At 68.6% G+C, this 23827-nt stretch carries 26 protein-coding genes, 1 tRNA gene and 1 pseudogene; 19 read left to right on the top strand and 9 right to left on the bottom strand.

All coding sequences use genetic code 11. The features are described from left to right. The first annotated feature begins 327 nt into the window (after positions 1 to 327). The 3 genes from ACFY3D_RS19645 (at position 328) to ACFY3D_RS19635 (ending at position 1319) form a co-directional block, all read left to right on the top strand. On the top strand, positions 328 to 621 hold the full coding sequence (locus tag ACFY3D_RS19645; RefSeq protein WP_389981108.1) for a hypothetical protein: 294 nt from the start codon (positions 328 to 330) through the stop codon (positions 619 to 621). 38 nt (positions 622 to 659) lie between these two features. Then, positions 660 to 884 (top strand): hypothetical protein, encoded by a 225-nt coding sequence (locus ACFY3D_RS19640; protein ID WP_389981106.1) that lies wholly within the window; start codon positions 660 to 662, stop codon positions 882 to 884. A 123-nt stretch (positions 885 to 1007) separates the two neighbouring features. Then, positions 1008 to 1319, top strand: coding sequence for a tyrosine-type recombinase/integrase (locus tag ACFY3D_RS19635; RefSeq protein WP_389981434.1), 312 nt, complete (start codon positions 1008 to 1010; stop codon positions 1317 to 1319). 94 nt (positions 1320 to 1413) lie between these two features. Here ACFY3D_RS19635 and ACFY3D_RS19630 read toward each other — a convergent pair. The 3 genes from ACFY3D_RS19630 to ACFY3D_RS19620 form a co-directional block, all read right to left on the bottom strand. Continuing rightward, positions 1414 to 1489, bottom strand: a tRNA-Ala gene (locus ACFY3D_RS19630). A gap of 274 nt (positions 1490 to 1763) precedes the next feature. After that, the gene (locus ACFY3D_RS19625; RefSeq protein WP_389981104.1) at positions 1764 to 2081 is read right to left on the bottom strand and encodes a hypothetical protein; all 318 of its coding nucleotides are present in this window, start codon (positions 2079 to 2081) and stop codon (positions 1764 to 1766) included. Beyond that, positions 2078 to 2371 (bottom strand): hypothetical protein, encoded by a 294-nt coding sequence (locus tag ACFY3D_RS19620; protein ID WP_389981102.1) that lies wholly within the window; start codon positions 2369 to 2371, stop codon positions 2078 to 2080. Before ACFY3D_RS19620 ends, ACFY3D_RS19625 begins: the two co-directional genes overlap by 4 nt. 794 nt (positions 2372 to 3165) lie before the next feature. Between ACFY3D_RS19620 and ACFY3D_RS19615 the strand changes: the two genes are divergently transcribed. Continuing rightward, positions 3166 to 3423: a GntR family transcriptional regulator gene (locus ACFY3D_RS19615; RefSeq protein WP_389981100.1), complete on the top strand. Its 258-nt coding sequence runs from the start codon at positions 3166 to 3168 to the stop codon at positions 3421 to 3423. Between the two features lie 311 nt (positions 3424 to 3734). Here the strand turns inward: ACFY3D_RS19615 and ACFY3D_RS19610 are convergent, their stop codons facing one another. From ACFY3D_RS19610 to ACFY3D_RS19600, 3 genes are all read right to left on the bottom strand, one after another. Further along, on the bottom strand, positions 3735 to 4469 hold the full coding sequence (locus ACFY3D_RS19610) for an HAD family hydrolase (RefSeq protein WP_389981098.1): 735 nt from the start codon (positions 4467 to 4469) through the stop codon (positions 3735 to 3737). Positions 4470 to 4498: 29 nt separating this feature from the next. Beyond that, complete coding sequence (locus ACFY3D_RS19605; RefSeq protein WP_211264163.1) at positions 4499 to 4618, bottom strand: DLW-39 family protein; 120 nt, start codon at positions 4616 to 4618, stop codon at positions 4499 to 4501. A gap of 411 nt (positions 4619 to 5029) precedes the next feature. Then, positions 5030 to 5314 (bottom strand): GNAT family N-acetyltransferase, encoded by a 285-nt coding sequence (locus tag ACFY3D_RS19600; protein WP_389981096.1) that lies wholly within the window; start codon positions 5312 to 5314, stop codon positions 5030 to 5032. 501 nt (positions 5315 to 5815) lie between these two features. Here ACFY3D_RS19600 and ACFY3D_RS19595 point away from each other — a divergent pair. The 5 genes from ACFY3D_RS19595 to ACFY3D_RS19575 all read left to right on the top strand — a co-directional run bounded on the left by ACFY3D_RS19595 (position 5816) and on the right by ACFY3D_RS19575 (position 10597). Beyond that, entirely contained in the window at positions 5816 to 6187 is a 372-nt protein-coding gene (locus ACFY3D_RS19595) for an STAS domain-containing protein (protein WP_350941935.1), read from the top strand. A 194-nt stretch (positions 6188 to 6381) separates the two neighbouring features. Beyond that, entirely contained in the window at positions 6382 to 6975 is a 594-nt protein-coding gene (locus ACFY3D_RS19590) for an ATP-binding protein (protein ID WP_389981093.1), read from the top strand. Between the two features lie 587 nt (positions 6976 to 7562). Beyond that, positions 7563 to 7817, top strand: a complete 255-nt coding sequence (locus ACFY3D_RS19585; RefSeq protein ID WP_350941932.1) for a ferredoxin — start codon at positions 7563 to 7565, stop codon at positions 7815 to 7817. After that, entirely contained in the window at positions 7814 to 9205 is a 1392-nt protein-coding gene (locus tag ACFY3D_RS19580) for an NAD(P)/FAD-dependent oxidoreductase (protein WP_389981091.1), read from the top strand. Before ACFY3D_RS19585 ends, ACFY3D_RS19580 begins: the two co-directional genes overlap by 4 nt. Positions 9206 to 9376: 171 nt before the next feature. Continuing rightward, on the top strand, positions 9377 to 10597 hold the full coding sequence (locus ACFY3D_RS19575; protein ID WP_389981089.1) for a cytochrome P450: 1221 nt from the start codon (positions 9377 to 9379) through the stop codon (positions 10595 to 10597). Positions 10598 to 10794: 197 nt separating this feature from the next. Here ACFY3D_RS19575 and ACFY3D_RS19570 read toward each other — a convergent pair whose 3' ends face one another. After that, a complete protein-coding gene (locus tag ACFY3D_RS19570; protein WP_350941928.1) occupies positions 10795 to 11511 on the bottom strand; it encodes a DUF2071 domain-containing protein in 717 nt (238 codons plus the stop codon). A 161-nt stretch (positions 11512 to 11672) separates the two neighbouring features. Between ACFY3D_RS19570 and ACFY3D_RS19565 the strand changes: the two genes are divergently transcribed. From ACFY3D_RS19565 to ACFY3D_RS19540, 6 genes are all read left to right on the top strand, one after another. Then, positions 11673 to 12014: a putative quinol monooxygenase gene (locus tag ACFY3D_RS19565; RefSeq protein WP_389981087.1), complete on the top strand. Its 342-nt coding sequence runs from the start codon at positions 11673 to 11675 to the stop codon at positions 12012 to 12014. A 96-nt stretch (positions 12015 to 12110) separates the two neighbouring features. Then, positions 12111 to 12695, top strand: a complete 585-nt coding sequence (locus tag ACFY3D_RS19560; RefSeq protein WP_389981085.1) for a hemerythrin domain-containing protein — start codon at positions 12111 to 12113, stop codon at positions 12693 to 12695. Positions 12696 to 13224: 529 nt separating this feature from the next. Beyond that, the gene (locus ACFY3D_RS19555; protein WP_389981084.1) at positions 13225 to 13500 is read left to right on the top strand and encodes a DUF2795 domain-containing protein; all 276 of its coding nucleotides are present in this window, start codon (positions 13225 to 13227) and stop codon (positions 13498 to 13500) included. Positions 13501 to 13574: 74 nt separating this feature from the next. Beyond that, entirely contained in the window at positions 13575 to 14114 is a 540-nt protein-coding gene (locus tag ACFY3D_RS19550) for a cysteine hydrolase family protein (RefSeq protein ID WP_389981082.1), read from the top strand. Positions 14115 to 14472: 358 nt separating this feature from the next. Continuing rightward, positions 14473 to 15483, top strand: a complete 1011-nt coding sequence (locus ACFY3D_RS19545; RefSeq protein WP_389981080.1) for an iron-containing redox enzyme family protein — start codon at positions 14473 to 14475, stop codon at positions 15481 to 15483. A gap of 29 nt (positions 15484 to 15512) precedes the next feature. Then, positions 15513 to 16664: a glycosyltransferase gene (locus ACFY3D_RS19540; RefSeq protein ID WP_389981078.1), complete on the top strand. Its 1152-nt coding sequence runs from the start codon at positions 15513 to 15515 to the stop codon at positions 16662 to 16664. On the opposite strand, the pseudogene ACFY3D_RS19535 reads toward ACFY3D_RS19540, so the two are convergent. Next, positions 16628 to 16738: pseudogene (locus tag ACFY3D_RS19535) on the bottom strand (hypothetical protein); the annotation flags it as partial. The gene ACFY3D_RS19540 and the pseudogene ACFY3D_RS19535 sit on opposite strands and share 37 nt — an antisense overlap. A gap of 81 nt (positions 16739 to 16819) precedes the next feature. Next, positions 16820 to 17140, bottom strand: a complete 321-nt coding sequence (locus ACFY3D_RS19530) for a plasmid stabilization protein (protein WP_362513235.1) — start codon at positions 17138 to 17140, stop codon at positions 16820 to 16822. Positions 17141 to 17451: 311 nt separating this feature from the next. Between ACFY3D_RS19530 and ACFY3D_RS19525 the strand changes: the two genes are divergently transcribed. The 4 genes from ACFY3D_RS19525 (at position 17452) to ACFY3D_RS19510 (ending at position 23776) form a co-directional block, all read left to right on the top strand. Further along, positions 17452 to 17670: a hypothetical protein gene (locus ACFY3D_RS19525; protein ID WP_389981076.1), complete on the top strand. Its 219-nt coding sequence runs from the start codon at positions 17452 to 17454 to the stop codon at positions 17668 to 17670. A gap of 149 nt (positions 17671 to 17819) precedes the next feature. Then, positions 17820 to 19619: a thiamine pyrophosphate-requiring protein gene (locus ACFY3D_RS19520; RefSeq protein WP_389981074.1), complete on the top strand. Its 1800-nt coding sequence runs from the start codon at positions 17820 to 17822 to the stop codon at positions 19617 to 19619. Between the two features lie 7 nt (positions 19620 to 19626). After that, positions 19627 to 20730 (top strand): enolase C-terminal domain-like protein, encoded by a 1104-nt coding sequence (locus tag ACFY3D_RS19515; RefSeq protein ID WP_389981072.1) that lies wholly within the window; start codon positions 19627 to 19629, stop codon positions 20728 to 20730. Positions 20731 to 20881: 151 nt separating this feature from the next. After that, positions 20882 to 23776 (top strand): FAD-binding and (Fe-S)-binding domain-containing protein, encoded by a 2895-nt coding sequence (locus ACFY3D_RS19510; RefSeq protein WP_389981070.1) that lies wholly within the window; start codon positions 20882 to 20884, stop codon positions 23774 to 23776. The last annotated feature ends 51 nt before the right edge of the window (positions 23777 to 23827 follow it).

Below are 23827 nucleotides of genomic sequence, written 5' to 3'. Positions count from 1 at the left end.
CACGGTGGTCCACCGTCGTCCGGTCTTGTCCAGGGGCGTTGTCACCCAGTTGGTCACTCAGTGATTCGCCTGTCGGAGCCGGTAGAGCGCGCCTTCCCTGGTTCTCGCTCCGGCGTTCCCATCGAGCACATCTCCCGGCTGGTCGGCCATGCCAACACCGTGGTCACCGAAACGGTTTACCGTCTCCAGATCATGGATGCCGAGCCGGACGGTCAAGCTCGGTACACGCCTGGTAAGCGATCACGGCACACTCTTCCCCTTGGGCCTGCGGGATTCCTGCGAGTAGTTGAGATCAAGACGTAAGCTGACAGCGTGAAAGGTGGTGTCATGAGCGCTCAGCCTGTCCACGGTGGCACACCGGGCCACGCCAGAGTGCCGCGGACGATCGGCGGCATCTCCAGCGCGCTGCGTGGCGGCCGCCGTGCGCAGTTCTTCGCCGAACTTCTTGAAGCTCAGCAGGGCGCTGAACTGGATGGCGTGCTCAACGCCTGGTGGGGGCGGGCCATGCTGGACACCGACCCGGACCGTGACCGTATCCGAGCGGCAGCCGAAGCCGGGACTCTGCCGACCACGACCATGGAGGAAGTCCTACGTCGCCGACAGGCGCGTGGCGCTCAGTGAGCGAGGAGGACCTATGGCCGGTCGTACCTTCGGAGGTCGTGGCTGAAACACTCGCTGATCCATCGGTCTCGGCGGAAGTGTTCTCGACCGTGGCCGCGCTCACAGTCGCCATTTGCGAGGACCCGTGGCTGACGGCAAGCGACCAGGTCGGCACCGATCCCGATTGGCGTGAGATCCTCATCCCCAAGGGATTCGGCATCGCGGAGTATCGGATCGACCGGAAGAATCAGCAGGTGCTGCTCACCCGAATCGTCTTGTTCTGACGGGGTGAACCTGACCCTACGAACAGGCTTGATAGTGAGTTCTTCTCCCACCTCCTCCAATACGCTCCGCAAGGCTCTCAGGAACGCCGTCCTGGTCGACGAACTAATCCCTCAACAACCCGGCTGTACGCACAGGTAAGGGGTCAGGAAACAGGATTGGTGTTCACTACCGCCAGCGGGCGCCCTGTGGAGCCGTCGAACCTCCGGCGGAGCTTCACCAATGCCTGCGCCAAGTCTGGCGTTCGCAGGAGCCACGTGCACGCGCCACGGAAGACCTGCGCGTCTCTCCTCATCGCGCTCGATGTTCACCCGCGCGTGGCAATGCAGATCCTCCGGCACAACCAGATCACGGTCACCACAAACATCTACAGCGAGGTCTCGTCCACCAAGACGCGCCAGACACTCAAGAAGCTCGGTGACCGGCTGGATTCGTAGCCGTTGCTGTATTTCCATGCCGTATGGCTCTCAGAACGTCGGAAGCCCAGGTTGAGGGATCTTGAAAGATAGTCCCTGAACTAGGCTTTTTGGGTGGTGGAGCCTAGGAGATTCGAACTCCTGACATCCTGCTTGCAAAGCAGGCGCTCTGCCAACTGAGCTAAGGCCCCGAGATCCAAGCGGGTACCTCAGAGGGGACCTGCTTCAGTCGTACACGGTAGCAACAGGAGCCGCTCCGGCGCCAATTGGATTGGCAGGACGCCGGCATGTCGTACCGAGCGAAACAACCGGAAGTCGTGGGGTTCCAGGGCACGGGACCGGCCATGAACCCGTCTGGCGGACCGGTATGGGCTTGAGCCGGAGCGAGACAGTGCGTCGGGTACGTCGTGGACGGCACGGCGACCCCTGGGACCGGGAAAAGGATGGGGTCGCCGTGCCCGTTCGTCAGAAGTGGCCGATGGTGACCGAGCTGGAGGTGAGGGCCCAGCGGTGGAGGACGGTCGTTTCGGCCTCGTACATCTGGGTTTTCAGCCCCTCCAGGGTCTGGTCGCAGATGATCAGCGGCTCCGGGGTGGGCCAGGTGGCGATGGCGTGGAACAGACGGCTGCCGGTGCCGTAGAGCACCGACCAGCCTGGGCGGGTGGCCTGCAGCATCGCGGCCTGGGCGCGGGCTTCATGGTCCCAGGTGTAGTGCGGGACCGCGATGAGGGCCTGGCCGTCGCGGTGGCGGCCTCGGGCGGCGGACAGACAGTGGCGGATCATGAGATCACCTGCCCGGCCTGCTCCCGCTCCGGTATCTCCCGTGCCACCTGTTCGTGTGCTGCCTCCTCCACCTCGCGGGCGAAGGTCTCCTGCCGGTCGGTCTCGGCCCGCAACGCCTCCAGGTCGTCGGCGTCGACGGTTCGCTCGGCCCCGGCGTGGGTGGCCACCTCGGAAAAGGGCCGTTCGCGGCTGGCCCACAGCCGTCCAGCGTCGCTGAGGATCAGCCGCCAGCCGGGAATCGTCGTCGTGGGGCTGGTGGGCTCTGGGTGGGTGGAACTACCATCTGTCACTGATTGGACCTCGATCCGATCAAAGGCCCGCCCGGTCGTTCGCAGCGTGGGGCGGGCCTGCCTCATGAAATGGAGGGGTTCGCCGTACCGGCCAGGTGACCGGCACGAAGACGGAGTGACCGCTGAGCGGTCCGGTGCGCAGGTGGTTCTTCGCCCGAAGCGGGACACCAGGTGGCGTCCACCCCCGAGTCGGGGCAGCCTGGTAGGAGCGGTCACTGACGGCGACGCCGGACGCGAGCGACAGAGCCTCCGCCGAAGCGGTGCCGGTACGGGCGGTTCGGCGGCCACACTCCGCTCAGGACGGCGCTGTTCGGAGATCGGCGAAATCCCCTCGGCGGATCGCTGAGCGGGAACCGCACCGGCCGGGGCTACGAGGGCGGGCTCGAAGCACGGCAGGGAGCGGTCTCCGGTACGACGAACCCGCAGCCGGATGTCCATCAGGTCGCCGGAAGGCTGGACGTACTCGTGATCGGCGGGCCGATCGGGACAGCCGTGCGCGTAAGGGGCATGCCCGCAGGTCGCACACCCCATCGGCATAGGCGGCACCTCGGCGAAACAGCCGCAGCCACTCATCATGGCCCGGTCGAGAACCGGGGCACTAGGGTTAGGCATCGGGTCAGGACTACCTTCCTGATCAAGGGCCCGTTCAGTCGTTGCAGCGCTGGACGGGCTCGTTTTTGATCTTACTTCACTACCCTTAACAACTATGAAGTATGAACATCTATTGTCGTCAGTTCTTTACAGCTACTCACGGTGGGTATCTCGGGGCAATAAGAGATGTCTACGGTGATCAAGTGACGATAGTGTGGCGCGCAAACCAGCCGAAATGGGTACAGATCGCCAATGTGATCAAGGATCGCATTCGTAACGGCACTTACGTAGTCGACGAACCCGTCGCCAGCGAACACCTGATCGTCCAGGAGTTCGGCGTATCCCGGCCGACGGCTCGCAAGGTGCTGGTGCGCCTTCGCGGGGAAGGCGTCGTCTACGCCGTCCGAGGTTTGGGAACGTTTGCGCGATCTCCCGACGATTGGGAGCCAGCCGAAGATTGAGGTCTCCGGCGCATAGACACAAGCAGCCATTTGTTCGATTTTGTCACCAAGCCATCACTCTCCGCCCCGGACCACAGAAGCATCATGCAGTCACACTGTGCAGCAAAGCAACTGCTGTACGTATAGTTTTTTCGCCAAATCCCCAGCACACTGAACAGCACGACGAAGAGCCTGCGGTTCGGCATCACCCTTGGGCCATGAACTGCGACGGCCAGTGCACGGAGATGCACATTCGCCCGTGGGAGGAGCGGTCAAAGGCTGATCTCTGTTCGGCCCTGTTTTCTCAGCCGTCGAGCCGGACTACTTTCCCGTCAGCGGGACGCGGCGGCCAAGGGCGCTTCGGCGGGAACGCCGCCTAGGAGGCCGGGCAGGCACGTGATGGAGTCGAGGATGTGGGTGGCCCCGCCGTTGAGGAGGCGTTCCCTGCTGTGGACTCCGGTCATGATGCCGACGACCATCGTCGCGCCGGCCCGGCGGCCGCTGAGCATCTCGCTCTCGGAGTCGCCGACGACGGCGACCTGGCGTACGTCCTCGATGCCGAGGCGCATGACCGCGTTGAGGATCATGTCGGGCATGGGGCGTCCTCGTCCGGCGTCTTCCGGGCACAGGGCGAGGTCGAGCCGGTCGGACCAGCTCAGGACGCTCAGCACGCGGCTGAGGGTGACGCGGCTGAAGCCGGTGGTGAGGCAGATCTTGACGTCGGCGCCGCGGAGCCTGTCGAGTGCCCCGACGATCCCGGGGAGCGGGGCCAGGCCCGCGCGTGCGATGGCGCCCTCGTAGGAGCGCTCGAAGGTCAGGTTGGCCGCCTGGGCCTGGGCTTCGTTGTCCGGGAAGATGCCTCGGAAGACATCGATCGTGGGACATCCCCGGGACCGGTGCACGTGCACCATGGCACGAGCGTACGCACCGGTCCCGGGCACGATGCCCTGAGTGGCGATCGCCTCGGCGAACGCCCGCTCGACCATGGCGACATCACCGATCGTGGTGCCTGCCAGATCCAGGCAGACAAGCCTGATGGGTGTTATTCCATCTTGGGCAAGGACCATGAAAGCACCCGAATCGGTAGCCGCGTATGTCAGTTTTCGCTGCCGGTGGCTTCGGTCCACAGGTCGAGCTCGGCGCGGTCGGCCTGCACCTTGCGCCAGACCAGCAGCCCCCCGAGGGCGACGAGCGCCAGAACGAGCAACTTCTTCACGGTGTGACCCCACTTCTTGAGAAGTCTCACCTGCCGGGGTGAGACAACGCCCGGTTCGAACGGTTCCCTGCAGCCTAGCAAGGGATCGGGCGGTGATCCGGTCCGTACGACAGGCTCAGGGCCGATCTACACCAACCGGGTGATTTTCAGCATCATGCCGTACGGAACGCGTTCCGACGATCACGATCTACCGTGAGTCTTGTCGCGAAACCATCCTGGTTCTCACGATAACCCCGGTGAAGCGGCCACTTTACCCGCCCGGAGGTTCCGGCCCTCGGCCGCCCGGGAATGGTGGCGCCCGCCACGGGCACGACCAGCGCGTTCACCCGCTCCGACCCGATTACCCGGAGCGCGAATGACACAAACCCGCTCGGTATGGGGCGCTACAGGCGACGAGACGCCCGGGGAGGTTCAGGTGTTTTCGACGAGATCGGCGTAGTCGGGGTGGCGGTCGATCCACTCCCGCACGAACCAGCAGAGGGGGACGACCTTCGCGTTCTCCGCACGGGCCGCGTCCAGTGCGGTACGGACGAGCGCGGCGCCGATCCCCTGGCCCTCGTACTCCGGCTGGACCTTGGTGTGGGGATAGACGATGACACCATCGCGCCGGATGAGGTCCAGCCGTCCGGCCGGCCTGCCGTCCACCTCGGCCACGAAGGAATCACCGCCGGGAGAGAGCTTGACGTCCGCCTGCATGGGGTCCTCCTTCGCCGGGCCGCCATACGGTCGTACGACGGTCTCTTGGTCAGCCGTTCCCGCGTGGCGTTCATTCCCGGCCCCGGCTTACCCTCAACAGAACCGGACATTCGCCTTGAAAGGCCGAATTTCCCCATAAGGGAGATCCGTCGCGGAAAGCAGCCGAACGGACACGGCAGATCATTGATCTCGCGAGCGGGGGTTCGTCGGTGGCGGTCTCTGTCGCACGCGCTCCGGGTCGTCGAACCGTGCGACCGGACGGCGGTGCCGACCGCGGGTCCTGGCACCGTAACCACAGTGGGATAACGCCTGGTTGCTCCTCAGTTGTACCGTAAGGGTTCTCTAGAGGAATTCGGAGGATCGTACGCTGAGAGTGACCGGATCGGCCCCTACCCCGGCTCCCGGGGCGATCATGCTCTCCCATTCCGATACGGGCATCACGCCCGGCTGCCGTCTCTCGGCCGTTCTCTCCTCCCATCGACCGTCTGCAGAGGTATATCCGTGAGCGCTACCGTCCGCGTGACCGACGTGTCCGACCCCGCCGCGCAGGAGACACTTCTCCTCGCGCTGGCCGGCGAACTGGACTACAGCAACGCCGAGCGCTTCCACCACGACCTGCAGGACGCCATCGGTGAGAGCAGGGGCGACCTCGTCATCGACCTGACCGAGCTGACCTTCTGCGACTCCACGGGCATCCAGAGCTTCCTGAAGACCCGCCAGACCGTCCAGGACCGCGGCGGCAACATCGTCCTGACCAACCTGCATCCCCGCCTGGAGAGGCTCTTCCACCTGACCGGCCTCGCCCAGGCCTTCGGCATCCAGCCCACCGTGGCCGACGCGCTCAAGGCACTGCGACCGAGTCAGCCGTCGTAACCGATCCCGGCCCCGCCCGGCCACCGCTCACCGAGAGCACGACCGAGTGAACATCTGTTGGTCCCGGCGGTCGTAAGTTGGCAATGAGCGGGCAGGTGTCTAGCATCGTGTAACTCGTCAGCAACGCCCTGATTCTGGAGCAAGTCGGCGCGCCCCCCGGTGACTGCCAGATAAGGCGATCTCAAGGGGGTGCCGTGACCGGCGACCACGGCCAGCACTGGCCGATCGACGAGGACCTCAGCGGTCTGCGGGAGCGTCTCCAATATCACGCCGTTCAGGCAGGCATGCGGGGCGAACGGTTGGACGACCTCCTCCTCGTCACCAACGAGGCGGTCATCAACATCCTGGAGCACGGCGGCGGCAAGGGCACGCTGGCCATCTGGCAGAACGAGACCCACCTGACCGTCGACGTCACCGACACCCTGGGGCTCCTGACCACCCGGTTCGTTCCCAGCGAACGTCCCACGGGGACGGTCCGCGGGTTCGGCCTGTGGCTGATGAACCAGCTGTGCGACGAGTTCGCCATCGACCAGACGGAGCAGGGGTCACGCGTCCGCCTGCGCATGCGCCTCGTCCCTCCGGCGGAGGGCAACGGGGCCGGTGATCCGGCCGACTCCGCGCGGTCCACCCTCACCTCCGGTGCCACCGACTCCGGGCGGTCCACTCCCATCTCCGGCGCCACCGACTCCGCGCGGTTCACTTCCACCCCCAGCACCATGGACCACGTACGGACCGGCCCCATCTCCAGCGCCGCCGATCCCAGCCGGGGTGTCTCCGATCCCGCATAGGACGATCCCGCACGGGACGATCCAGGCCAGGACGAACTCCAGGTCTCGCTCTAGGGGCTCCGGGTCTCGTTCCAAGAGTTCGGTCTCGTTCCAAAAGAACCCGGAGAATTTCCGAAACGCCGTTCAGGGACGGTCTTCGCGGTCCGGCGGCCGCGGCGAAGGGATCACCTGTCGCGCCGCCCCCGGTCCGCCCCTTCTCCGTACGCAATCCTTGACCGTCATCTGGCGGGAGATCGACGTACCGGACAAATGCCCGCGATATGATTATCCGGCCAGGTCAGCGCCTTAATAGGTGACCTCGCGGAGAAAACATCCGCGATGCCCGCAGGGCTTTTCCGGAACACCGGCCTCCCCCTGGAAAGCGAAACCAGGAAACCGACACCACTCCCACGGCGTCCCGGGCCCCCTGGGCCTTCCGGAGCGGCCTTCCGGAGTTCACCGCGTCTCCGGCGGCGCGCGAAACCCACCCGACCCGGTCAACCCCCGCCGGAACGATGCCGAGACCGCCCACCTCAGAAGTCGACCCCCGTTCTCCCGGTTCTCTCCGTCTCACTCAGCCGTACGCAGGTTCGGAAGGGATGGTCAATATGAGGGTTGTCGTCGATCTGGCGCGGTGCCAGGGATACGCGCAGTGTGCCTTCCTGGCCCCGGACACGTTCCGGATGCAGGGCGAGGAGGCGCTCATGTTCCACTCCAGCCCGGACGAGGCGCAGCGGGAAGCGGTCCTGCGCGCGGCGGCCGCCTGCCCGGTCCAGGCGATCCTCGTCGACCTGCTGGACACCGTCGCGATCCCGCCCGTGACCGCGGCGACGGCCGCGACGAGCGGAACGAGAACGGTGTGACCGGCGGGCGGAGCGGGGAGACGTTCCCGCACGACGGCCGCATCGTCATCGTCGGCGCCTCCCTCGCGGGACTGCGGGCCGCCGAAGCGCTCCGCGACGAGGGCTTCACCGGCTCGCTCACCCTCGTCGGGGACGAGGTGTGCGAACCCTACGACCGGCCTCCGCTGTCCAAGCAGGTCCTGACCGGCTGGGTGCCCGCAGACGGCACCGCGCTACCGCGGCGCCGTGAGATCGACGCGCACTGGCTGCTCGGCGTGCCCGCCTCCGGGCTGGATCTCGCGGGCAAGCGGGTGGACCTCGCGGACGGGCGTGAGGTCCCCTTCGACAGGTTGCTGATCGCCACCGGTGTGCGCGCCAGGCCCTGGGCCGATGAGTCCGAGGCCGCCCTGGACGGCGTGTTCGTGGTACGCACGCGCGAGAACTCGGGCCGCCTGTGGGAGCGGCTCGCCGCCGGGCCCGGCCGGGTGCTCGTCGTCGGGGCCGGTTTCGCCGGTTCCGAGATCGCCTCGGTGTGCCGTGGGCTCGACATACCGGTGACCGTCGCCGAGAGCGCCGAGGCCCCGCTGGTGGGAGCCCTGGGAGGCATGGTCGGATCGATCGCCGCGAACCTCCAGCGTGCCCACGGCGTCGACCTGCGCTGCGGCGTCAAGGTCACTCGACTGGAGGGGGACGAGCGGGGACGGGTGCGCCGCGCCCACTTCTCCGACGGCGACACGGTCGACGCCGACGTGGTGGTGGTCGCCCTCGGCGGCGTGCGCAACACCGAGTGGCTGCGGGACTCCGGGCTGGCCGCCGGTGTCTGGGGTGTGGCCTGCGACTCGGGCTGCCGTGCGTTCGATGTCAACGGCCTCGTCACCGACGACGTCTTCGTCGCCGGGGACGTGGCACGCTGCCCGCACCCGGTCTACGAGTATCGCTTCCTGTCGCTGGAACACTGGGCCAACGCGGTGGAACAGGCCCAGGTCGCGGCCCACAACATGGTGAGTTCACCGACCGACCGCTGGCCGCACCTGTCCATGCCGGCGTTCTGGTCGACGCAGTTCGGCGTCAACATCAAGTCCGTCGGCGTCCCTGTCCTGTCGGACGAGGTCGTCGTGACGCAGGGATCGGTGGAGGAGCACCGTTTCATCGCCACGTACGGTTACCGCGGCCGGGTCACTGCGGCGGTCAGCTTCGACAACGCCAAGTGGCTCGACCACTACCGGCATCTGATCGAGACCGCGGCCCCCTTCCCGCCCTCCTGTCTCACCCCCGACCAACCCGTCGACATGAAGCCCGTTCCCGCCCACTTCCCCGACCGGGAGATCATCACCCACGGGGCGACGGTGGTGGTCACCGGTTACGAGCCGAGTGAGCGGCGCGTGGCGTTCGCGCGGCCGGGCGGTTGATCCGTTGAACCGGGCCGTCGACCTGTCCTGTCAGACGGCTCACCCGTTCGAACCGGCCGACCCGCCCGGTCGGAAGGCCGCCCCTGTCGACTCGCCCGGCCGGATGACCGACCCGTTCGAACCGATCCGGCCGGGGCGGCGGGAACCGGCGACACCCTAGGAGAAGCGGCCATGACAGTCACCCATTCGTCCAGCGTCTTCCAGCGCATCCTCGACCACTCCAGCCGGGCCGATCCGTACCCGCTCTACGCCGAGTTGCGCAGGACCCCGGTGGCCCGGCAGGAGGACGGTGGCTACATCGTCAGCACCTACCGGGAGATCACCGCGCTGCTTCACAACCCGCATCTCAGCTCCGACACCGACAATCTCGACAACCCCGGCCCCGCCGCCGGCGGCCGCGAGGACCCACCGGCGTTCATCGGCCTCGACCCGCCGCGTCACGACCGGCTGCGCCGCATCGCGATGCGGTACTTCGGCCCCCCGCACTCGCCCAGGCTGGTGGACGACATGCGCCCCGACCTGAAGGCCGTCGTCACGAACCTGATCGACAACCTGGTGAGCAAGGACGAGATCGACATCGTCGACGACTTCGCCTACCCCTTCCCTGTCACCGTGATCTGCCACCTGCTCGGCGTACCCCGCGAGGACGAGCCGCGGTTCCACGGGTGGGTCGAGGCGATCGTCGCGGTGCTCGACTTCAACCCCGCGACGGACCCCGAGGAACGCGTACGGGAGGGCATCCAGGCCCGCAAGGACCTCAGGGCCTACCTCGCCGAACTCCTGGAGAGCCGTCGTGGCCGGCCGCCGGGCGACGACCTGCTCTCCCGGCTGGCCAACGACGAGGGGCCCGACGGGCGCATGACGGACGAGGAGATCGTCAGCACCGCCAACCTGCTGCTCATCGCGGGCCACGAGACGACCGTCAACCTGATCACCAACGGTGTGCTGACGCTGCTGCGCCACCCCGACGTGCTGGAACGCCTGCGCCGCGAGCCCGAAATGATCATTCGTACGGTTGAGGAACTGCTGCGCTACGAGCCTCCGGTGCATCTCATCCCCTGGCGGGCCGCCTACAGCGACCTCACCGTCGCGGACACCGTCATCCCGAAGGGCTCGCAGATCACGCTCGTGCTCGCCTCCGGCAACCGCGACCCCTCCTGCTTCCGCGACCCCGACCGGTTCGATCCCGACCGGCGGGACAATCAGCACCTCGGCTTCGGCGGGGGCGTCCACCTGTGCTTCGGCGCTCCACTGGCCCGGCTGGAGACGCAGATCGCGCTGACCGAACTCGTACGCAACCTGGAGAACCCCCGGCTCGTCGCCGATCCGCCCCCGTACCGGCAGAGCGCGGTCCTGCGCGGCCCGCGCCACCTCCTCGTCAGGCAGGGATGACGGACGGTACGGTCGTCCCTCTCCGGCAGAGGTCACCTCAAGCAGGGGTCACCTCAAGCAGGGGTCACCTCAAGCAGGGGTCACCTCAGGCAAAGGTCACCTCAGACAGAGGTCACCGCGGCCCGGGTCACGCCACGCCCCCGGGTCCGGGCGGGAGGGCCCGCGTCACCGGGTCCGCCGAGGGGAGAGCCCGCGCGTCACCGGGTCCACATCCCGATCCGTACCGGCACCCCGGGAGAGGCGTGCAGTACGGGAGCGTGATCGGGTGCGTCGAGACCGCCCGCCTGGAGCAGGTCCTGGTCCAGATGGACCAGCCGGGCGTGGCGCAGCGGCCAGTCGGGGTGCTCGACCTGGGCGGTAACCGTTTTACCGGCGATCGTGGTGAAAAGCCGATAGCGGGCGGTCAGGAAGTGCGCCAGTTCGTCACGCTCGGGCTCGGTGAACGGCGGGCCGTGCTCCACGATCGCGTCGCACCGCGCGCCCACCGGCCCCGGCAGGCGTCTCCGGCAGCGGTAGCCGCGCCGCTCGCCGACGGCACTCACCGCCATCCGGGACCAGAAGTACGGCAATCCGTACCCGACCCGCGCGCCGAGCACCGCGAGCAGGCGCCCGGCGTCCAGCGAGAGGAACCAGATGCCGTCGCGACCCTGCTCGTCCCGTACGTAGGTGCGCACGTTCGTCTCGGGAAACCGCGACAGCCACGGCAGGGCGGGCACGCCCGGTGCCCGTACGTCCTCCATCAGAAAGGTGGTGAGGCCGACCCAGGCCGTGCCGTCGAAGGTCTCGGCCGTGAGTCCGGGAGGCAGCAGCCGCTGGATCACGGCGGGTGGGTACCGCCAGTGCATGAAGGTCATCTCGGACCAGCGGTGGTACATGACCGGGTGGGACAGGTGAGGGGACGGCGGAGCCTGCATGATCCGCTCCTTCTCTGGTGGTGGCGGTGCCCGGGCGAGGGTGTCCGCCACTTATCTTGGCCATGACGCCGGGTGTCGTCCCCGGCGACATCCGTCTCGACGTAAACAAGGCCAGACTTCCAACGAAACAGATTCCCAAACAGAGCCGAAGGGGCCAATTCGTGATCTTCATCGCCGTCAAGTTCACCGTCCGTCCCGAGCGAGCCGACGAGTGGCTCGCACTCGTCGACGACTTCACCCGGGCCACCCGCGACGAGCCGGGAAACATCTTCTTCGAATGGTCCAGGAGCGTCGACACACCCGACCAGTTCGTTCTCCTGGAGGCGTTCGCCTCGTCCGCCGCCGGTGCGGCGCACGTGGGATCGGAGCACTTCAAGACCGCCATGAACTGGATGCCCGATGTGGTGGCGGCGACGCCGGAGATCATCAATGTCGAGGTGCCCGGCGAGGGCTGGTCGCGGATGGCGGAGGTGACGCCCCGGGCGAGCCAGGACCATCCGTAGGGAAATTATTGGTTCGCCTTCCGCTCTCCCACGCCCCTCGGATGGATTTGTCGCGCCAAAAGGGTAGGGCAGGCCGGACACGAGGGGAGAGAGAACATGGGTGATCATCAGACGATGCCCGAGCTGATGGGCGAGAACGATGTGGTGGATCTGCTGCTGGCCCAGCACGCGTTGATCCGCGACCTGTTCGACGAGGTGAAGAAGGCCTCGCCGAGCGAGCGGCCGGAGGCGTTCCAGCGCCTGGTGCGGCTGCTGGCGGTGCACGAGACCGCCGAGGAGGAGATCGTCCACCCGTACGCGCGCCACAAGATCGAGGACGGTGACGCGGTGGTGGACGACCGGCTGGCCGAGGAGAACGAGGCCAAGCAACTGCTCATGGAGATGGACAAGGCCGGCACCGACGATCCGCGGTTCGCGGAGAACCTGGCGGTGCTACGGGCGGCGGTGACGGCCCACGCCCGCAGCGAGGAGCGGTACGAGTTCACCCGGCTGCGCGCCGAGACCAACGCCGCCGAGCGCCGGGCCATGGCGGTGGGGGTGAAGGCGGCCGAGGCGATGGCTCCGACCCACCCGCATCCCGGGGTGGAGTCGGCGACCAAGAACCTGCTGGTGGGCACACCGGTCGCGATGATGGACCGGGCCCGTGACGTGATCCGCCAGGCCATGGGCAAACAAGGCTGAACGGGTCGTCGACCCGGCCCGCGTTCCCCGATCGGGGAACGCGGGCCGCACGCGTGGAGCGAGATCTCACCCCTGGGTGCCGGATGCCGGAGCCCCCTCCCCGGCATCCGGCATCCAGGACTACACCGGTCGGCGCGCAGGACGGCGTCTCGCCCGGGTTCACCAGCGACTCGTAGTGACGTGCTCCTCCTTGGTCAGCCCGATCTCCTTGTAGAGCCGACGGGGGATCGGCTCCGTCTGAGCCCTCAACCCGGTGGCCGCCTCATGCTGGACGTCGACGTCGATTCCGCTCCGGTGACGTCCCTATCCGGGTATGTACCGGCGAGCCGGGCCCGCGGCGTCGGCCGGTGATCGCCCTTCCACATGGATGTTTGCCCCATAGGGAGCGGGTAAGGGCCAATTTGGGACAAAAGCGCCATGGACTGGAAATGCCAGCCATGAGGTCCGACACCCGTACGAGACGCTCACCTGACGCCAGAGTCCGTCCCGAGAGGGGACGAGCTTCATGGTCACATCGAGGGAGAACGATATGACACCGACATCGCGAGCGCCCGGCCACGAACCCGGCACCCCGCAGGGCATCACCCCGCAGGGCGTACAGGCCCGCAGCGAGCTGGCCCGGTGGATCAGCGGCGCCGACGCCTTTCCCGCCGACCGCGCCACCCTGCTGGCGCGAGCCGAGGAGCAGGGCGCGCCCGACGCGGTGCTCGGGGCGGTGCGGTCACTGCCGGAACAGACCTTCGACACCCTGGCGGACGTGGCTCAGGCACTCGGATACGGCAAGGAAGAGACCGGACAGGGCTGAGGCCGAAGGGTGATCATGGCTTTGCCCCGCGAGAGCCGTGATCACCCTCGGCCCGGATCACGGAGGACGGAAACATGAGTGCTGTCGCGGTGGTCGTGGTGGACATGCTGAACCCTTATGACCACGAGGACGCCGAAGCACTGCAGAAGAGCGTCGAGCAGATCGTGGAGCCTCTGGCGGAGTTGATGAGGCGTGCCCACCGGCATCGGGACGCCCGGCTGATAGTGGTCAACGACAACCACGGCGACTTCGCCGCCACGGCCGAGGACCTGCGGCGTCGTGCCCTGGAAGGACGACGCCCCGACCTGGTCGAGCCGGTGCTTCCACCGACCGACTGCGCCTTCATGCCCAAGGTGCGCCACAGCGCGTTCTTCGGCACGCCGCTGGAGTATCTGCTGCGCCGCGAGGAGGTCGAGACCGTCGTGCTGGCCGGCCAGGTGACCGAGCAGTGTGTGCTCTACAGCGCCCTGGACGCCTACGTGCGCGACTTCTCCGTCCGGGTGGCCTCCGACTGCGTGGCCCACATCCATCCCGACCTCGCCGACGCGTCACTGCGGATGATGGAGCGCAACATGCGCGCCGAACTCCTTCCCGCCGAACGCTGTCTGGGATGACCTCCGGCTCGACGCACCCCGCACCGGCTCCGGCGCCCGCTGACCGCTGTCACCTGGGATGACGGTGTTCACCCTGATCGCTCCTCCCCTCGGCCGCGACTCTCCTCACGGCTTGCACCGCCGGGAGGTTAGCTCGGTAAAGATGAGGGCATCAGGAACATATGGTACGGGTGTTCGATAAGTCGATATACGCCCACATACCTACAGGCGGTCGCATGCACATCGGGACCCATTCATCCACCGGGCCGGAGAGCCCGCCGCGCGGCCTCGCGGGGAGAGCCCCCTCGGGAACCTGAAGCTCCACCGATCCATCACCCGCCCTTCCACCCGCAGCCTTTCGCCGACACGGGAGATCGTGATGCAGCTTCCCACGCCTCGGGGTCCCCTTACCGCCGCGCTCTTCGAACGGCTGAGGCGTCCACCCCATCCCTTCGCCCCACCACTGGCACCGGCACCGGCCGAAACTCCCGCCATCGCCGACGAGGATCTCCAGCTGGCGCTCTTCACCTGCTACGAGCTGCACTACCGGGGCTTCGAGGAGGTGGACGAGGAGTGGGAGTGGGAACCGTCGCTGCTGGCGATGAGGAAGGTGCTGGAGCGACGGTTGGAGAACGGTCTCGCGCGAGCCGTACCCCGTCCGCAGTGCCCGCCGGACGTGCCCGTGCGACGCGCCCTGGCCGAACTGGTGGCCGCCGACGACGGCCCCTCCCTGTCGGCCTTCCTCGCCAGGCGAGCCGATCTGGAGCAGTTCCGCGAGTTCGTCGCGCACCGGTCGATCTACCACCTCAGGGAGGCCGATCCGCACACCTGGGCGATCCCCCGGCTGGACGGCCGCCCCAAGGCGGCGCTGGTGGAGATCCAGGCGGACGAGTACGGCGGCGGGCGCGTCGAGAAGATGCATTCCGAGCTGTTCCGGGCCACCATGCGCGGGCTGGGCCTGGACGACTCCTATGGCGCCTACCTGGACCGAGTCCCGGCGATCACGCTGGCGATCTCCAACACCATGTCGCTCTTCGGTCTTCACCGGCGCCACCTCGGGGCGCTGCTCGGCCACCTGGCGGCGTTCGAGATGACCTCCTCGGCCCCCAACCGCCGCTACTCCACCGGACTGCGCAGGCTGGGCGGCGACGAGGCCGCGAGGCGCTTCTACGACGAGCACGTGCAGGCGGACGCCGTCCACGAGCAGATCGCCGCGCACGACATGTGCGGCGGCTTCGTCCGCGAGCACCCCTCGCGGGCCGGCGACGTCCTGTACGGAGCGGCCTGCGCCCTCACCCTCGATCGGCTCTTCGCCGAGCACGTCATGGATCACTGGCGGTGCGGTGCCTCCTCACTGCGCGAGACGAACGTGATGGCGGAGAGTCGCTGACGAACCCCGACACGGAGACGGACCCCGACATGGACCCCGATATGAACCCCGGCGTGGACTACGTGCTGCCGCTGCGCTGGAGTGACGACGCCGGTCTTGAGGAGCTCACCGCCTACCTGCGCCGGCTGCGCCCGCTCGTCCGCGTCATCGTCGTCGACGGCTCACCCGCCGCGCTGTTCGCCCGGCACGCCGTCCGCTGGGAGGGCCTCGCGCTGCACGTACGGCCCGACGGTGACCTCGACTTCGCCAACGGCAAGGTCAACGGGGTGATCACCGGACTGCGCCTGGCCCGCGCGGAACACGTGGTCATCGCCGACGACGACGTCCGCTACGGCGAGGGCGAACTGACCAGGATCGACGCCCTGCTGAGGAACGCCGACCTGGTACGCCCGCAGAACCACTTCGACCCGATGCCCTGGCACGCCCGCTGGGACACCGCCCGCACCCTGCTCAACCGCGGTTTCGGCGCCGACTATCCCGGCACGTTCGGGGTGCGCCGCTCGACCTTCCTCGCGATGGGCGGCTACGACGGGGACGTCCTGTTCGAAAACCTTGAGCTGATCCGCACCGTCCGCGCCCACGGAGGTCGGGAGGATCGCCCGCTTGATCTCTACGTTCGCCGCCTGCCGCCCGATCCGCGCCATTTCTGGTCCCAGCGGGTTCGCCAGGCCTATGACGACCTCGCGCAACCGGCCCGGATGGCCTTCTTTCTCGCCATCGCACCCACTCTCGCCGTCGCGCTGCTACGACGACGCCCCGGACCGGCCCTGGCCGGGGCCGGGCTGGCGGTGGGCCTGGCCGAGATCGGTCGTCGCCGCGCGGGCGGGCCACAGGTCTTTCCCTTCACCGCCGCGCTGTTCGCCCCGGTATGGCTGCTGGAACGGGCCGTCTGCAGCTGGCTCGCCCTCGCGACCCGATTTCTGCGCGGCGGCGTCTTCTACGCCGGACACCGGATACCGGCCGCCGCCCACCCGTCCCGCCTGCTCAGAAAGCGCGCTCGGACGCGTGCTCAGACGTCTACCCAGACTCAGACGTCTGCTCAGGCCGCCGCGTCCGGCTCGCTCGCGGCCCGGAAACCGGCCCGCTTGTGCGAGCCGTCGCAGAACGGCTTGGAAGCGGACAGCCCACAACGGCACAGCGCCACCGTCGCCCGGCCGGGATCGATGACGGCCCCGTCCTGAGTGAGCAGGGTGAACGGCCCTCGGATCAGCAGCGGCCCGTCCTCACAGGAGGTCACTGTGACCGAATCATCCATTTTTGAGCGCATATCGCCCCTGTGCCCACCGCGCCCCGGAGAAAACACCGGTTCCGCGCCCTGACGGAGCCGCCCCGATCGTTAGCCGATCGCCTTCTCCAACTGGGCCTTCGTCATCTTCGAACGCCCCTTGACACCGCGGCGCTTGGCCTCGGCGTACAGCTGGTCCCGCGTCCGGCCGCCCGCACCCGAGTGCGAGCGCAGCCCGCCGCGCCGGGAGGAGGAGATGTCCTGGGTCGAGGTACGGCTCGCGGTCCGCGACTCACCGGCTCTCGCCCGCTCCTTGTTCACCGTGCGGGCCGCGATCTCGGTCGCCCGCTTCTCGCTCTCGCCGCGCTCGCGTGCGCTCTCCTTGATGTGCTTGTACTGTCGTTCCCGCTTGGGACTCGATCCCCGAGGCATGACGATCCCCTTTCCTTGGTCCTTTCGTCGTTCGTGCCCTTGTTCGGTCCGTGCCCCAACGCCTCCCGGACATGCGGACACCGGCCGAATTCGGCCCACCACCACCGCTGTGGGTGACGAACCTTCCAGGCGCGAGCAGCCGGGCTGTTTCCACCGACCGGCCCATACGCCGCCGGAACCCCGAATCACGAAGCAGATATCCACAAAAGAAGCCCATTGGGTTATATGTCAGGCTTTGTGGTGGTTTGGCGCTAGTCGGGGTAAGGGAGCAGGAAAGGTGACCGACGGCACCACTGGCCGGGAGGAGGGTCATGAGGAAACCGCTGAACGCCCGGCTGATCGTCTCCTGCATCGCTTTCATCGTCTTGCTGGCGCTCACCCTCGGGGCCGGGATCTCCCAGAGGTGGCCGCTCTTCCTGGCGGGCATCGCGCTGACCGCGCTGGCCGCCGCCTACGCGCTGGTCACCGGGGAGTGGCTGGCGACCCTGCGCAGGGGCGGCCCCACCAGGTCCGGACCTCGGCCCCGCTGAGCCCCGACGGGCGGCGGCCGGCAGGAGGGCACGGATCTCGCGGGAACCCCGGGATGGCCGGCCGACTTGGAGCAGACCGACGGGGTGGGCGAAAGCGAGGTGAGAGCGGTCGTTCGGCCGCCTGTATCCCAACCGAGGGGGAATGACCGATGACTTCGACGACCGTTGCCGACTATGTGCTGGAACGCCTGCGCGAGTGGGGGGTCCAGAGGATTTTCGGCTATCCGGGCGACGGCATCAACGGCCTGCTCGCCGCGTGGGGACGGGCCGGGGACCGGCCGGTGTTCGTCCAGGCGCGGCACGAGGAGATGAGCGCGTTCGAGGCGGTCGGCTATGCCAAGTTCGGCAAGCGCCTCGGAGTCTGCGCGGCGACCTCGGGACCGGGCGCGATCCACCTGCTCAACGGCCTCTACGACGCCAAGCTCGACCACGTCCCGGTGCTCGCGATCGTCGGCCAGACCAACCGCAGCGCGATGGGCGGCTCCTACCAGCAGGAGGTCGATCTCCTCTCGCTCTACAAGGACGTGGCCGGCGAGTACGTGCAGATGGTCACCGTGCCCGAGCAACTGCCGAACGTGCTGGACCGGGCGATCCGCGTGGCACTGGCCGAGCGGACCCCGACCGCGATCATCCTGCCCGCCGACGTACAGGAACTCGAGTACACCCCGCCGGGCCACGAGTTCAAGATGGTGCCCTCCAGCCTGGGCATCGACTGGCCGAAGATCTTTCCTGACGACGCGGCGCTCCACTACGCCGCCGACCTGCTCAACGCCGGTGAGAGAGTCGCGATCCTGGCCGGTTCCGGCGCTCGAAGTGCCCGTGCGGAGCTCATGGAGGTCGCCGAACTGCTGGGGGCGGGCGTGGCCAAGGCACTGCTGGGCAAGGACGTGCTCTCGGACGAGCTGCCGTACGTGACCGGCTCCATCGGCCTGCTGGGCACCCGGCCGAGCTACGAGATGATGAAGGGCTGCGACACGCTGCTCACCGTCGGCTCCAGCTTCCCCTACACCCAGTTCCTGCCCGACCTGGACCAGGCGCGGGCGGTGCAGATCGACATCGACCCCAAGCTGATCGGCATGCGCTACCCCTACGAGGTGAACCTGGTCGGCGACGCCGCGACCACCCTGCGGGCCCTCATCCCGCTGCTGAAACCCAGGCAGGACCGCTCCTGGCGCGAGAGCATCGAGGCCGGCGTCGAGCGGTGGTGGGAGACCATGCGGATGGAGGCGATGGTCGAGGCCAAGCCGGTCAACCCGATGCGCCTGTTCCACGAACTGTCCCCGCTGCTGCCCGCCGACGCGATCGTCACCGCCGACTCCGGCTCGGCCGCCAACTGGTACGCCCGCAACCTGCGCTTCCGTGACGGCGTGCGTGGCTCGCTGTCGGGCACGCTGGCCACCATGGGGCCGGGCGTGCCGTACGGGATCGGCGCCAAGTTCGCCCACCCGGACCGCCCGGTGATCGTGTTCGCCGGTGACGGGGCGATGCAGATGAACGGCCTGGCCGAGCTGATCACCGTCAAGCACTACTGGCGCGACTGGTCCGACCCGCGGCTGATCGTCGCGGTGCTGCACAACAACGACCTCAACCAGGTCACCTGGGAGATGCGCGCCATGCAGGGCTCGCCCAAGTTCCCCCAGTCGCAGACCCTGCCGGACGTGGACTACGCCGCCTTCGCCGCGAGCCTGGGCATGGGGGCGTTCACCGTCGACAGCCCCGAACAGGTCGCGCCGGCCTGGGAACGTGCGCTGGGTGCCGACCGGCCCGTCCTCCTGGACGTGTACGTCGATCCTGACGTGCCTCCGATCCCGCCGCACGCGACCTTCGAGCAGATGAAGGACTCCGCCGAGGCGCTTCTGCGGGGTGACGAGAACCGTTGGGGCGTCCTGCGGGAGGGGATCAGGACCAAGATGCAGGAGTTCCTGCCGCACCGCGACGGCGGCGGGTGAGCGGCCCGTGACCGGCCCACCCGTCGAGGCGGTCGAGGCGAGCGCCTACACCGTCCCGACGGACGCGCCCGAGGCCGACGGGACGCTGGCCTGGGACACGACCACGATCGTGCTGGCGCGGGTGCGGGCCGGTGGCGGCACCGGACTTGGCTGGACGTACGGGCCGGCCGCCTGCGCCGTCGTGATCGGCGACCGGCTCGCCCCGGTGGTGCGGGGCCGCGCGGCGCTGGACATCACCGGCGCCTGGCAGGCCATGGTCCGCGCGGTGCGCAACGACGGCAGGCAGGGGGTGGCCGGGTACGCGCTCTCCGCCGTGGACGTGGCACTGTGGGACCTCAAGGCCCGCCTGCTGGACCTGCCACTGCACCGGCTCATCGGCGCGGCCCGCGAGGAGGTCCCGGTCTACGGCAGCGGCGGCTTCACCACCTACGACGACCGCGCGCTCACCCGCCAGCTCGCCCACTGGACCCAGGAGCGGCGGATCCCCCGCGTGAAGATCAAGATCGGGGAGTCCTGGGGCGCGAACCCGGGTCGCGACCTGGAGCGGATGCGCCTGTCCAGGAGGATCGTGGGTGCGGACGTCGAGCTGTTCGTGGACGCCAACGGCGGCTACACCGTCAAGCAGGCCGTCCGGGTGATGGGGGAGGCGGCCGGGCTGGATGTGCGCTGGCTGGAGGAGCCCGTCTCCTCCGACGACCTCGACGGGCTGCGCGAGGTCCGCGCCGCCGTGCCGTCCGAGGTCACCGCCGGGGAGTACGGCGGTGACCTCACCTATTTCCGGCGGATGTGCCAGGCGGGGGCGGTGGACTGCCTGCAGGCCGACGTGTCGCGCTGCGGCGGGATCAGCGAGTGGCTGCGGGTCGCCGCCGTCGCCGCCTCGTACGGCCTGCAGCTGTCCGGACACTGCGCGCCGCACCTGCACGCGCACGCCGCCGCGGCCGTTCCCAACCTGCGCCACCTGGAGTGGTTCCACGACCACGCGCGGATCGAGACGATGTTCTTCGACGGCGCCCTCGACCCGGACGACGGGCTGTTGCGGCTTCGCCGGGACGCGCCGGGACACGGGCTGAGCCTGCGCGACGCCGATGCCGAACCGTACCGGGTCGGCTGACGGCGTGCCGCCCGGTGGCCGACCAGGTATGGCTTTCAGCGGCGGTAAGGTCCGAGGGCACGCCCCGATCCCGGCGGAAACGAAAGAACTCCACGCTGGAAAATTACCTTTTTTCACCCTAATGTGAATTAGGTCGGGTATGTAGCGATTCGTGTCTCTTTATCGCAACCTCAGTGCCCGGGTGGACGGGGAGGTGCGACGCGACGAGGGGTCGCTGGCCGCCTATGCCCACGATTCCTCGAACTACCGGCAGACCCCGTCCGTGGTCGTGGTGCCCCGCACCGTGGAGGCCGGGGCCGAGGCCGTGCGCGTCTGCCACGAGCACCGGGCTCCGGTGCACTCCCGGGGCGGGGGAACCAGCCTGGCCGGACAGTGCTGCAACGAGGGCGTGGTGATCGACTGGTCGAAGTACTGCACGCGCCTGCTGTCGGTGGACGGCGAGCGGGCACTGGTCGAGCCCGGCATCTGCCTGGACGATCTCAACGCCGAACTCGCCGGCCGGCACCTGATGGTCGGTCCCAAGCCCGCCACCCACGACACCTGCACCATCGGCGGAATGATCGGCAACAACTCGTGCGGCGCCTCGGCGCAGGCGTACGGGAAGATGGCCGACTCGGTGATCCGGCTGGAGGTGCTCACCTACGACGGCCTGCGGATGTGGGTGGGGGAGACCTCCGAGGAGGAGTACGAGCGCATCCTCGCGCTGGGCGGGCGCCGGGCGGAGATCTACCGGGCGATGCGAAGGCTGCGCGACGAGAACCTCGCGCTGATCCGGACCCGCTACCCGAAGATCCCGCGCCGCGTCTCGGGCTACAACCTGGACTCGCTGCTGCCGGAGAACGGCTTCAACGTGGCCCGCGCGCTGGTGGGCAGCGAGTCGACGCTGATCACGGTGCTGCACGCGGAGATCAGCCTCTTCCCGGTGCCCCGGTTCCAGTCGCTGGCGGTGCTGGGCTACCCCGACATCGCCACGGCGGGCGACATGGTGCCGAAGATCGTGGAGCACCGGCCGCTGGCGCTGGAAGGGCTCGACCACGAACTGATGGACCTGGCCAGGCTCGAACACGCCGCCGGGCAGGAGGTACTGGACAGGCTGCCCGAAGGCGCGGGGTGGCTGATGGTGCGGTTCGGCGGCGACACCCGCGAGGAGGCCGACGAGCGGGCCAGGAGGCTGCTCGACAAGACCACGGGCGCGCACACCACCTATCTGGACGACCCCGCGGAAGAGGAGCGGGTGTGGAAGGTTCGCGAGGCCGGGCTGGGCGTGACCGCCTACCCGCCGGACAATCCCGACACCCACGAGGGCTGGGAGGACGCGGCCGTCCCGCCGGAGCGGCTCGGCGACTACCTGCGCGACTTCCAGACGCTGCTGAATCGCTTTGACTACCGCAACTCCTCTCTCTACGGGCATTTCGGGCAAGGGTGTGTGCACACCCGGATACCGTTCGACCTGGACGCCCCCGAGGGAGTGGCGAAGTACCGCGGATTCGTCCAGGACGCCGCGCGCCTCGTCGCCTCCTACGGCGGGTCGCTGTCCGGCGAGCACGGCGACGGGCAGTCACGGGGCGAGCTGCTGCCGATCATGTTCGGCCCCGAGGTCGTCGAACTGTTCGGTGTCTTCAAGCGGATCTGGGACCCCGAAGGGCGGATGAACCCCGGCAAGATCGTCGATCCGTACCGGCTGGACGAGAACCTCGACCACTTGGACTATCACCCGGCCGAGCCGAAGACGTACTTCGACTACCCGGACGACCACCACCGGTTCACCCACGCCGCCGCCCGCTGCGTCGGCGTCGGCAAGTGCCGCTCCGACACCGGCGGGGTGATGTGCCCCAGCTACCGGGTCACCCGGGAGGAGCGGCACAGCACCCGGGGCCGGGCCCGCATCCTGATGGAGATGATGCGCGGCGAGACGGTCACCGGCGGCTGGCGCTCCAGGGCGGTGCACGACGCGCTCGACCTGTGTCTGTCCTGCAAGGGCTGCCGAGGTGAGTGCCCGGTGCACGTGGACATGGCCACCTACAAGGCCGAGTTCCTCTCCCATCACTACCGGGGACGGCCACGGCCGGTCGCGCACTACTCGATGGGCTGGCTGCCCCTGTGGGCCAAAATCGCCGCCCTCGCGCCCGGAGCGGTCAACGCGCTCACCCACGCGCCCGGCCTGAGCGGGCTGATCCGGCTGGCCGGGGGTGTCGATCGGCGTCGCGAACTGCCGCGCTTCGCCACCGAGCGCTTCACCGACTGGTTCCGCGACCGGCCGCCACGAGATCTCGACGGGGGCGAGCCGGTCGTGCTGTGGCCGGACACCTTCACCGACAACTTCCGTCCCGGCGCCGCCATGGCGGCGACGCACCTGCTGGAGGCGTACGGCTACCGGGTCGAGGTGCCGCCGGTGCCACTGTGCTGCGGGCTCACCTGGATCTCCACCGGCCAGCTCGCCACCGCCAGGCGCGTGCTGCGCCGGACCGCGGCGGCGCTCGCCCCCCGGCTGCGGCGGGGGGTGCGGGTCGTCGGGCTGGAGCCGAGTTGCGCCGCCGTCCTGCGCTCCGACGCGCCCGAACTGCTGTCCGCCGACCCCGATGTGGAGCTGCTCGGCCGCCGGATCAGGTCGCTGTCGGAGATGCTGCTCGACCGGGTACCGGTCGCCCCGCCGCCGGGTACGGGAGTGCGCGCGCTCGCTCAGCCGCACTGCCACCAGCACGCCATCTGGGGCTTCGAGGCCGACACCAGGCTGTTGGAGCGCGTCGGGATCCAGGTCGAGGTGCTGGACGTGGGCTGCTGCGGACTCGCGGGCAACTTCGGCTTCGAGCGCGGCCACCACGAGATCTCGACCGGGGTGGCCGAGCTGGGACTGTGGCCCGCCGTGCGGGCGGCGGACGAGGGGACCAGGATTCTCGCCGACGGCTTCTCCTGCCGTACCCAGATCGAGTCAGGCACCCACGCGAAACCGGTTCATCTGGCCGAGCTCCTCGCCGAGGTGCTGTTGCGGTCGCCACCGGCCCCCGCGCACCGGCAGCAGGAACGGGTGCGCTCGGGCGTCCGCTGAACCGTCTCGCGCCGACCCGGCCCCTCGCGCACCCGGCCGAGAAAGCGGGCT

Source organism: Streptosporangium sp. NPDC000509 (assembly GCF_042898365.1).
Classification (GTDB): Bacteria; Actinomycetota; Actinomycetes; order Streptosporangiales; family Streptosporangiaceae; genus Streptosporangium.
The sequence above is the reverse complement of the archived record's forward strand: the minus strand, read 5'-3'. Positions and strand labels throughout refer to the sequence as shown.

Bases quoted from the DNA above. Each gene is read 5' to 3' on its own strand.
- ACFY3D_RS19645 (WP_389981108.1), top strand. From the start codon at position 328: ATGAGCGCTCAGCCTGTCCACGGTGGCACACCGGGCCACGCCAGAGTG.
- ACFY3D_RS19625 (WP_389981104.1), bottom strand. From the start codon at position 2,081: ATGATCCGCCACTGTCTGTCCGCCGCCCGAGGCCGCCACCGCGACGGC.
- ACFY3D_RS19610 (WP_389981098.1), bottom strand. From the start codon at position 4,469: ATGGTCCTTGCCCAAGATGGAATAACACCCATCAGGCTTGTCTGCCTG.
- ACFY3D_RS19600 (WP_389981096.1), bottom strand. From the start codon at position 5,314: ATGCAGGCGGACGTCAAGCTCTCTCCCGGCGGTGATTCCTTCGTGGCC.
- ACFY3D_RS19585 (WP_350941932.1), top strand. From the start codon at position 7,563: ATGAGGGTTGTCGTCGATCTGGCGCGGTGCCAGGGATACGCGCAGTGT.
- ACFY3D_RS19575 (WP_389981089.1), top strand. From the start codon at position 9,377: ATGACAGTCACCCATTCGTCCAGCGTCTTCCAGCGCATCCTCGACCAC.
- ACFY3D_RS19570 (WP_350941928.1), bottom strand. From the start codon at position 11,511: ATGCAGGCTCCGCCGTCCCCTCACCTGTCCCACCCGGTCATGTACCAC.
- ACFY3D_RS19560 (WP_389981085.1), top strand. From the start codon at position 12,111: ATGGGTGATCATCAGACGATGCCCGAGCTGATGGGCGAGAACGATGTG.
- ACFY3D_RS19555 (WP_389981084.1), top strand. From the start codon at position 13,225: ATGACACCGACATCGCGAGCGCCCGGCCACGAACCCGGCACCCCGCAG.
- ACFY3D_RS19550 (WP_389981082.1), top strand. From the start codon at position 13,575: ATGAGTGCTGTCGCGGTGGTCGTGGTGGACATGCTGAACCCTTATGAC.
- ACFY3D_RS19545 (WP_389981080.1), top strand. From the start codon at position 14,473: ATGCAGCTTCCCACGCCTCGGGGTCCCCTTACCGCCGCGCTCTTCGAA.
- ACFY3D_RS19540 (WP_389981078.1), top strand. From the start codon at position 15,513: ATGGACCCCGATATGAACCCCGGCGTGGACTACGTGCTGCCGCTGCGC.
- ACFY3D_RS19530 (WP_362513235.1), bottom strand. From the start codon at position 17,140: ATGCCTCGGGGATCGAGTCCCAAGCGGGAACGACAGTACAAGCACATC.
- ACFY3D_RS19525 (WP_389981076.1), top strand. From the start codon at position 17,452: ATGAGGAAACCGCTGAACGCCCGGCTGATCGTCTCCTGCATCGCTTTC.
- ACFY3D_RS19520 (WP_389981074.1), top strand. From the start codon at position 17,820: ATGACTTCGACGACCGTTGCCGACTATGTGCTGGAACGCCTGCGCGAG.